This window comes from Segatella cerevisiae (assembly GCF_024054555.1).
GTDB lineage: Bacteria > Bacteroidota > Bacteroidia > Bacteroidales > Bacteroidaceae > Prevotella > Prevotella cerevisiae.
Genome location: NZ_JAMXLY010000017.1, coordinates 45,984 through 56,556, shown reverse-complemented (window position 1 = coordinate 56,556; position 10,573 = coordinate 45,984). Strand labels below are relative to the sequence as shown.

Annotated in this window: 4 protein-coding genes; all 4 read left to right on the top strand. The window is 42.0% G+C overall.

Going from position 1 to position 10,573, the window contains the following annotated elements:
- Positions 1–418 precede the first annotated feature (418 nt).
- The 4 genes from NG821_RS06080 to NG821_RS06065 are packed head-to-tail and all read left to right on the top strand — an operon-like array spanning position 419 to position 10,432.
- Complete coding sequence (locus NG821_RS06080; protein ID WP_252760769.1) at positions 419–3,577, top strand: SusC/RagA family TonB-linked outer membrane protein; 3,159 nt, start codon at positions 419–421, stop codon at positions 3,575–3,577.
- Positions 3,578–3,596: 19 nt separating this feature from the next.
- A complete protein-coding gene (locus NG821_RS06075) occupies positions 3,597–5,603 on the top strand; it encodes a RagB/SusD family nutrient uptake outer membrane protein (RefSeq protein WP_252760768.1) in 2,007 nt (668 codons plus the stop codon).
- Positions 5,604–5,654: 51 nt separating this feature from the next.
- A complete protein-coding gene (locus NG821_RS06070) occupies positions 5,655–8,651 on the top strand; it encodes a SusC/RagA family TonB-linked outer membrane protein (protein ID WP_252760767.1) in 2,997 nt (998 codons plus the stop codon).
- 26 nt (positions 8,652–8,677) lie between these two features.
- Positions 8,678–10,432: a RagB/SusD family nutrient uptake outer membrane protein gene (locus tag NG821_RS06065; protein ID WP_252760766.1), complete on the top strand. Its 1,755-nt coding sequence runs from the start codon at positions 8,678–8,680 to the stop codon at positions 10,430–10,432.
- The last annotated feature ends 141 nt before the right edge of the window (positions 10,433–10,573 follow it).

Sequence of the window (10,573 nt, the reverse complement as noted above, 5' to 3'; positions counted from 1 at the left end):
CTACCTTTGCCTTAAAACTTGGTTCAAACTTACTTCTTCTTCCCATTTCTGTTCCTTTCTTACTTAGTGCAAAGATAAACAATATTCTTTAACTTTAGCACCTGTACTAAAATTGGGGAGTATTATAGATGAAATAAATATTTCTGTGTATTATTAAGATAATGTATATGCTACAATTAACCATTAAAATATGTACGATGAATCTATCGTAGGCTGCACACGTATGTGAGCAAATACTTAAAATACTTTCTAAATGTTAATTCAAAATCAATTAAATATTCTGAGGAATTTCTGAAATAAAGAAATGATCTCAAATCAACTAAAACAATTTTAACCTTTTCTATTGCATAAATAATTAGTAGAATACTTCAGAAACTGAATCTAATAACAATTTGATCAATAATAAAACAGTAAGTCTATGAATTCAAGAAGTAGAATCAATTTCTATTTTCCTGTTCTGATTGCTTGCTTTGCTTTCCTTATGTTATTCGTGAATAATGATAAGGTATATGCGCAAGCGCAAAATCAGATTACAGGTACGGTGGTCGATGATCATGGCGATCCGGTTATCGGTGCCACAGTTTCTATCGGGGGTAAAGCAAGTGCTGTAACCGATTTGGATGGCAATTTCCGGATTTCAGCTAAACCAGGTGCGAAACTAAAAGTCTCGTATGTTGGTTTTAAACCTAAAACCTTTATTGCAAAAACCGGGAAAATGCACATTGTCTTGGCCTCTGATGTCAATCAGATCCAAGAAGTGCAAGTGGTCGGTTATGGTGTACAGAAAAAGGTTACCGTTACAGGCGCAGTATCTAGTGTAAGCGGGGAAGCTTTGACGGAAACCCCTACAGGTTCTATCAGCAATATGCTGGCTGGTGCCGTTACAGGACTTAGTTCCGTCCAAGTAAGTGGAGAACCGGGATCAGATGCTGCCACCATATATATTCGCGGTAAAGGTACATTCAATTCATCTGGCCAGGCTCCTTTGTTGCAGGTAGATGGTGTGGAGCGTTCATTCAATGATCTTGATCCTAATGAAATCGAGAGCATAACAGTTTTGAAAGATGCATCAGCTACAGCTGTCTATGGTGTGAGAGGTGCTAACGGTGTTATCTTGGTAACGACCAAAAGAGGTAAAGAAGGAAAGGCTAAGATATCTTTTTCCACTAACTGGAGTGTTGTAGCCCCTTCAAAGCCTTTGAAATTGGCAAACTCCTATGAGTATGCTACATTCCGGAATCTACGGGATCAATATGATTTTACGCCGACTGAAACTAATCCTACTTTTGTCCCCGTTTTCTCAGATGCTGTCATAGAAGCTTTCAAGACACACAGTAATCCTGTCCTTTATCCGGACTTAAACTGGATTGACTTAGTTTTGGATAAGTCAACACTGCAGACGCAGCATAATATGAATATTTCCGGAGGTACGAAATCAGCCCGTTATTTTATTTCTGTAGGAGCTTTTACCCAAGATGGTATGTTTAATAAGTTGACTCAACCTTATGATAATAACTACAGTTATCAGCGTTTTAACTATCGTGCTAATCTAGACTTGGATGTAACTTCTTCTACGATGCTCTCCATGAATCTGAGTGGTATCGTAAGTAATAAGCGGAATCCTCAGGGATCGCAAGGACCTACAGGATTCTTTAAAAACCTCTACTATGCGACACCATTCTCCAGTCCTGGAATCATTGACGGCAAGTATGTCGTTTTTGACGGAACCTCCAGTTGGTTGCCTTTTCAAGGTGCTACAGGCGCCAACTATTATGGCGCCGGCTATTATAAGCAGAGTGTGAACACTCTGGATGTCGATATGATCTTAAAGCAAAAGCTTGATTTTATCACTCAAGGACTTACCTTTCAGTTGAAAGGCTCTTATAACAGTAATTTCAGTTACAATAAGACTTGTACGCAAGCTCTGCCTACCTATACTCCAGTCGTCACGACCAATGCTGACGGTACACAGAATATTGCTTATAAGATGAATGGCTCATTGGACGTAATGAAGTATTCTACTGGTTCAGGTAAAGGCCGTAATTGGTATATGGATGCCAGTATCAATTATGATCATAATTTTGGCTTGAACCATATAGGGGCTTTAGTCCTTTACAATCAAAGTAAAACCTATTATCCAAGTTCTTATTCTTCCATTCCTACGGGTTATGTAGGTCTTGTGGGACGTTTGGCATACGATTGGAATAACCGTTATATGGCTGAATTTGATTTTGGCTATAATGGATCTGAGAACTTTGCTAAAAACAGGCGTTTCGGTAAATTCCCTGCCATCAGTTTCGGATGGGTATTCACAGATGAACCTTGGTTGAAACCGATGACCAAAATCGTTTCTTTCGGTAAACTCCGAATCACTTATGGTGTAGTAGGAAATGATAAGATAGGCGGAAAGCGCTTTATGTACTTACCTGATCCGTATTATATCAATAACAGTGCCTTATTGAATCGAAATGGATTTGCTTATGATTTCGGTATTAGCGGGGCCATACAGAATGCTGCCTATGAGGCTGCCCGAAATAATCCTGATGTCACTTGGGAAAAGGCACGCAAACAGAATTATGGTATTGATCTGCGCTTCTTTAAGGACAGATTAGGGACCAGCTTTGATTACTATGTAGAGCATCGTGACCATATTCTGCTTTATGACCAAACGGCTCCAAATCTGATTGGTTTCACTCTCCCTGCTGCTAATTTGGGTAAGGTGAAAAGTTGGGGATGGGAACTCTCCCTTTCATGGAATGACCGGATAGGTAAAGATATCAGTTATAATGTAGGACTTAATTTCTCAAATAATGAGAATAAGATTTTGGAAGAGAAAGAGGCACCTCAAGACTATCCTTACCAAATGGCAAAAGGTCATCGTATCGGAGCCCGGTCTCTGTATAAATTCTGGCATTTCTATTATCAGGGTTGTGAAGATGATTATAAGAAGGAGTTCGGAGAACCATTCCCTACACAGTTCATTTCAGACCTCCGACCTGGTGATGCAGTCTATGTGGACTTGAATCACGATGGAAAGATCGATGCGGATGATGCCAGTCGTGAATTGAGCAAGAACACGGATGATCCTCATTATATTTTAGGTTTAAATTTGGGCTTTACTTGGAAAGATCTGAGTATTTCTACACGTTGGACAGGTGCATTCGGCGTTTCAAGAATGATGGGAGGAACTTTTATGCGTCCGTTCCATAGCAATGCGGATAACGATACAGGTGGGTTACTTCAGTATATGTACGATAATACATGGACGGAAGACCACACAGATGCGTTCTATCCTCGTCCTACAGGGGATCGTGCTGCTTCTCAGAATTATATCAATTCTACTCTTTATGAGGTTAATGCAAGCTATTTGCGTTTGAAATCTTTTATAGTCTCTTATAATCTTCATTTTCCGTTCTTGCAGAAACTGAAGATTCAGAAGTGTGTCTTGTCCTTGAGTGGATATAACATGCTCACTTTTACGAGTTTCAAGTGGGGGGATCCGGAGTCTCAGATAACAGATGCTCCGAAATATCCATTGACGAAAACCTATTCTTTGGGTCTTCAAATTAATTTCTAATCCTAAATACAAACGTCCTATGAAATTAATAATAAAAGGTATATTTACTGTAATGTCCGGATGTCTTTTTCTGGCTGCAGTGTCTTGCACTGATGCCATTAAATTCGGGAGTGATTTCCTGGAAAAGGCCCCAAGTGGTGATGTCACAGCTGATACCGTTTTCAACAACGCAGAATATACCAAACAGTTTTTGGCAGGAATCTATTCCCTGCAATATTACGGATTGCCCTATAGGCATGTAACATCTTTCCCCTATACTTATGATAACTATTGTTCTAAATTTGATGATATGACTGACTGTTATCTCAGCAATTTCTCCAATGAGGGAGTTAGTGTCAAATATTATACGGGGACATTGAATTCCAATGATGGGGGAAACAGTATGCTGTTTGATTACCGTACGAATAATACATTTGAAGCGATCCATTCTTGTTGGCTGCTTTTGGAAAATATAGACAAGGTTCCTGATATGGATGAGACGACAAAAGCCGAATATAAGGCTGAAGCAAAATGCTTGATTGCTGCCAAGTATTTTGACGCTTTCAAGTTTTATGGCGGAATGCCTATTATTAAAGGAACTTTCAGTGGTACGGATAACTCCTATCATCTCCCCCGGGGTACAGTAGAAGAGACGGTCAACTATATGGTAGGTCTTTTGAATCAGGCGATTCCTTATCTGCCTTGGACTGTAGCTAATCCGGAATCAGATGCGGGACACTGGACAAAGGCAGGTGCAATGGCTTTGAAATGTAAAATTTGGCAGTTTGCTGCTTCACCTCTTTTCAATTCCAGCAATGGGTACTATGGTGGAACTACTGATGCAGAGAAACAGCATTTGGTCTGGTACGGAGGTTATAAACCTGAATTATGGGATTCTCTCTACGATGCTTGTAGGGATTTCTTTAAAGAGTTGGATGCCCGTGGAGGATATGCCTTGGAACAAGCAGAAGGCCATCGCCCTCAGGACTATTGCAATGCCTTTAGAAAGGCTTATTTCAATGCCAAGAGCCATGAAATTCTGCATTTTACACGTGTAAATAATATGGATGCTTACAAATCGAGTACTTATACTTGGCATTCATGGCAGACTATTGGTCGATGCAGCACTAATCCCACCTTTGATTATATGACAATGTTCGGATGGGCTGACGGCAGACCATTCAATTGGGATCAGATGTCCGATGCACAGAAAGACACGATGTTTACGACCGGAGGTGGAGATGCCACTCATGTGCACTACACGCGTGATCCTCGTTTGTATGAGACCATGCTGGTCAATGGGGAAGCTACGAGCATGGATGAGGCTACCGGTAATTTGAGTGGCCGTATGCGAGAGATGTGGATTGGTGGTGGCGCTTCCGGCGTTAAAGGTGGATATAGTGAGGCTGCCTTCGCCAATGCTTCCATCAACGAGGCAACGAGCCAGTTTGGTACAGGTTTGGGGAATCAGAAATATTATTGTAATACAGATGGTATCCGATCTCCTTATCAGATCCAATGGTGCTATTTGCGCTTAAGTGACATTTATCTGACCTATGCTGAGGCTAAACTTCAGAAAGGTGATCTCCAAGGTGCTATAGCATTGATAGACAAGATCCGTGCTCGTGTAGGTTTGAAAGGGCTGGAAGCAGCTTATCCGGACAAACACCTCTCAACTGACAAAGAAGCGCTCTTAAATTGTCTTCTTCAGGAACGGGTATGTGAACTTGGCTTGGAGGACACCCGATATTTTGATCTGATTAGATATAAGAGGTCAGACATTTTTGAAAAACCTGTACACAAATTGCTGACTTATCCGCTTCATGATGATGGGACGCCTTATGGAGACAAGGAAGAGACGCGTTGGTTTGGTTATAATCAAAAACATCATATCAATTATCCTGTGAAGTTCAAATATGAGACAAAGGTGGTCAAGCGTACTCGCATTTGGTGGACTGATGGATTTGATCCGAAATGGTATTTGCAGCCTTGGCCTTTGACGGAAGTCAACAAAGGATATGGATTGGTTCAGAATCCTGGATGGTAATCCTTTTCATATGAATTCAAGTATGAACATTAATCGTTAAGTTTGAAGATAATGAATAAGAAAAATATATTGGTTCCATTATTCGTTGCCCTTTCTCTGCCGATAATGGCTCAGAATGAGACTGTCAATGGAGTGGTACTTGATCGATGGAACAAACCTGTATCAGGAGCCATTGTTATAGATGTCAATGATCCTGAAAGAACTGCTTCTACAGCAGAGGATGGTACTTTTACCATTTCCAGTGGTCGGATATTGAAGGTCCAATCTCCTGACCAAAGTGAGAAATTGGTGAAGGTGACGGGTAAAAAATCTGTTGTCGTAAAATTTGATTATTCCTCCAAACCGGTAGACATTGGTTCAGGGAATATTCTGACAGAACGTGAATCGACCGGTAGCATTGCCAGTGCATGGGGGGCCGACATCAACAAAAGATCTACAAAGGATATAGGACAGGACCTCTTCGGGCAAGTTTTGGGGTTGCAGACATTGCAAACGTCTGCACGCTATGCCGGAACTTCTACTTCCAATTATATCCGGGGAATACAAAGTACGAGCAGCCATCCTCTGATTATCGTGGATGGTATCGAGCGTGAGATTACTGATATTACTCCGGAGGAAGTGGAGAATGTGACGGTACTGAAAGATGCCGCAGCAGCTGCCCTCTATGGTTATAAAGGCGCTAATGGTGTCCTTGTCATCACGACAAAACATGGACTGTATAATAAACGAGATATCCATGCTTCCTATGAGCATTCGTTCAATTGGATGGAACGGCGGCCGTCTTTCGTAGACGGTTACACTTATGCCAGTGCCGTGAATGAAGCTCGTGCCAATGAAGGAGCTACACCGGTGTTTGATGAAAATTCCCTGAACGCTTATAAGAATGGTACCCTGCCGTACAATTTTCCGAATGTCAACTGGATGGATGAGGTTTTCCGAGATGTCTGTTCGACGGACTATTTCGATCTCAGTTTCCGGGGAGGAGGGACAAAGTTCCGATATTATACGTATTTTAATCTGGTCAACAGTAATGGGTTTACGAAACACCCGAATGAAAATGACGGTTATTCTACTCAGGAAAAGTATCAGAAGGCAAATATCCGTTCTAACTGGGATATTGACTTAAGTCCGAAAACCAAACTGGCTATTCATTTGTTGGGGACATTGGCAGAGTCTAACTACCCGGGAAATGACGCTGATCTTTGGTCGGATATTTATAATGTTCCTTCTGGTGTATTCCCGATTAAGACAGCAGACGGCACTTGGGGTGGAAATTCTCAGTTTGCCGGAACTCTGAATCCTGTCGCTCAAGCTGTAGGTGCTGCTTACAGTAAGAATCATCGGCGCACTTTTGATGCAGATATGGTATTGACTCAAAATTTTGATTCTTGGTTGAAAGGGCTCGTAGGGTCTTTTCGATTGGCTTATGATAACACGTCATTGGTTACAGAGGATCACTCCCGCCTGTATAACTATGGAATGCAAAGCGTTACAGGATGGGAGGCTGACGGCTCGGTCGCTTCTACTTCGGATTATTTGTATACGGTAAATTCTACAGCTATGAATGAAGGTTCGAGCCTAAGCAGTTATAACAGATTGTTTAACTATTATCTTCAGTTGGCTTATAACCGTACTTTCGGTTTACATTCTATCTATGCCCAAGCCCGTTGGGAATATGAATACAAAAACTCTGAGGGACTGAACACAACAAATTATCGTTTGGGAGGTTCCTTTTATACGCATTATGGGTTCAAAAACCGTTATTTCTTTGATACTTCATGGATTTATGAGGGGAGTAATGTACTGGCTCCGGGGCATAAGTGGACCCTTTCACCTGCTTTCTCAGCAGCTTGGCTGATCTCCGATGAACCTTGGGCAAAGAGTTTGGATTGGCTTGATTTCCTGAAACTTCGTGCATCTTGGGGAGTCCAGAATGTAGATGCCATCCCTGCGGATGATTATTGGGAACAACTCTATCAAGGATCGGGAAATGGCTATCGTTTTGGCACAGATTTCGGCTATGGCAATTCGCGTTACGAGATGGCACGTCTAGCTAGTGAGGCTAAAAAGCATGAACGGGCTTATAAGTTTAATGTCGGTTTTGATGCTACTATCTTTGATGGGCTTGACTTGACCTTTGATTATTACCTCCAGCATCGTAACAATATTTGGTTCGAAGCTTCGGGGGAATATACGACTGTTTTAGGCGAAGATGCACCTTATGAAGCAGCAGGCCAAATTAACAGTCATGGCATTGAGTTTGGTGTCAACTGGATTAAAGTGTTGTCTGATGGTTGGACATTCAATCTCGGGGGTAATTTTACTTATAACAAGAATACTGTTAAGAATATGTTGGAAGAGCCCCGTGCTTACCAGAATCTGGTTATGACGGGCAAACCCTATGGGCAATTGGAAGGGCTTCAAGCCATCGGCCTTTTTAAAGATCAGGCAGATATTGATGCCAGTCCGAAACAGAATTTCGGTGCTGTTTACCCGGGTGACATCAAATATAAGGATGTCAATGGAGACGGTGTCATCGACGGCAATGATGTCGAAGCCATAGGTTATAATACAACTAGCCCGGAGATTTACTATTCTTTTAAACTTGGTGCGGAGTATAAAAATGTCGGAATAGACGGCCTCTTTCAGGGAGCCGGGCATTATTCGGCAATGATGAGCACTACGCTCGTCCGTCCCTTGGCTGCCAGTAACAGCATTTCAAAAGAATATTACGATCATCGTTGGACACCTGATAACCAGAATGCCAAATATCCGCGTTTAGCTTACCAGAGCAGTTCCAACAACTACAGGAACAGTAGTTTCTGGCTTTTGGATCGGTCTTTTCTGAAACTCCGCTATGTTGAGGCTTATTACAATTTCCCCACATCTTTACTTCATCACCTGAAGGTTGTCAGTAAAGCTAAGTTTTATGTGCGTGGCATTGACCTCCTCTGTTTTGATCATATCAAGATAGCTGATCCTGAAACATATAGTACATTGCGCCCGTTGACCAGAAGTGTAGTGGCCGGGATCAGTTTCAATTTCTAATGTTGGATGATATAATATAAGACACAATGAAAATCAATAAAAACATATTAGGTATCACTTGCATACTCCTTGGGCTGGCTTCCTGTAGCGACCAACTCAACTATCATGAGTATGACAATGTGAATAAAGACTATATCTCCCGAATCTATGATCGGGTAGATGGATTGGTTTCGAATATCTATAGTCAATTGGATTATGATTATGGGGACAGTTACGGTGGTGGAATGCTTTCTTCAGCATCGGATGAGTCTGTATATTGCAATACCAGTGCAACTGTCAACACTTTCTTCAATGGATCCTGGAGTGCATCGAATCCGTTGTCTTCACAGTGGAGCGCAAGTTATTATGCCATAGCAGACTGTAATGATTTCCTGTACAACTTCAAAGACCTGGATTTTGAGGACCAATTAAATACGGATAATTACTATCGTAATTTGGCTCAGTACGAGCGTTTTCCGTATGAGGTCAAACTGCTTCGTGCTTATTTCTATTTCCTTTTGGTCCGTCAATATGGTGACATACCTTATTACACGGCTAATCTGACACCGGAGGAGCGGAATACCTTAAAACGTATGCCGGCAGAGGACGTCTTGGATTCAGTCATTGCCACTTGCAATGCTGTTCAGGATCACCTTCCTATAGACTATACGAATTTAGGTTCCAATACAATGAGTCCCGCCGAGACTGGTCGTTTCAATAAGTTAGTCGCTATGTCTCTTAAGGCACGTGCGGCATTGTATGCTGCCAGTCCCCTGTTTAATGCGGATGGTTCTCATAACGACAAGTATCTTTTGGCTGCCCAGACTTGCCAGGCAGTGCTTGATTCTGCAGCTTTGCAAAATATTCATTTGGGAAATTATACGAGTAATTGGGGACCAAGTAACTTTATGCCTGGAAACAGTAACAACCCTGAGATGATCTATGCCCGTCGTGTGGATGATTACAATAAACCCGAATCTCGGAATTTTCCGGTAGGTATAGGTAGTGCCGGAGCAGGCGGCAATTGCCCGAGTGAAACACTCGCAGAAGCATTCCAAACCAAGAACGGGTATGACGTGATCCTGACAGATAATGGTTTTGAGAGTCAGGACCCGACCTTTAATCCTGAAAAGCCGTTTGATAACCGTGATCCTCGTTTTGGTATGGTGTTTGCTGTAAACGGTGAAAAGAAATGGCCTACCGTGAATGGAAATGCACTCGAAACTTTCTATGGTGGTGTCAGTGGGGAGCCTAAAGTCGGGGGAACTCCTACAGGATATTATTTGAAAAAACTCCTTGACGGAAGCTTGGACTTGTCTTCAACGGGTACCAAAAAGACATCGCGTCATTCCTGGATGACATTCCGACTTGGTGAGATCTATTTGGATTACGCTGAGGCTGCTTTCCGCGCAACTGGTTCCTATACAACTGTTCCACAAGGATGCAAACTTACGGCTCTTCAAGCTGTTAATATGATCCGTGAGCGAACTGGAGTGAATATGCCTGCTCTGCCCTCGAATATGACAAACGATGAGTTTTGGGAAAAGTATAAGAACGAGCGATTCGTGGAGATGTGCTTTGAAGATCAGCGCTTCTTTGATGTCCGTCGCTGGAAAGAAGCTGATCAGTATTTCAAGAAGATAAAGGAACTCAAAATTACGAAAAACGCTGATGGATCTCTCTCTTACCGTCCTGATTATCAGGTACGTGAATGGGATGACAAAATGTACTTCTTCCCGATTCCTCAGGTTGACATCCTTAAATCAAATGGCAATCTGACTCAGAATCCGGGATGGAAATAATAGAGGTATTCTGAGCGGACTGTACCTGTCTGCCGGAATAGTTAATGGTTGATTTAGTTGGACCGGGATTTATTCCCGGTCTTTTTTATGATAATAAATGGTCATTGACGGTTGGAAATGAATTCGGTGTGATATCCTGTC

What these genes read in the sequence shown, in the direction of transcription:
- NG821_RS06075 (WP_252760768.1), top strand. Translation starts at nt 3,597, where the DNA reads ATGAAATTAATAATAAAAGGTATATTTACTGTAATGTCCGGATGTCTT.
- NG821_RS06080 (WP_252760769.1), top strand. Translation starts at nt 419, where the DNA reads ATGAATTCAAGAAGTAGAATCAATTTCTATTTTCCTGTTCTGATTGCT.
- NG821_RS06065 (WP_252760766.1), top strand. Translation starts at nt 8,678, where the DNA reads ATGAAAATCAATAAAAACATATTAGGTATCACTTGCATACTCCTTGGG.
- NG821_RS06070 (WP_252760767.1), top strand. Translation starts at nt 5,655, where the DNA reads ATGAATAAGAAAAATATATTGGTTCCATTATTCGTTGCCCTTTCTCTG.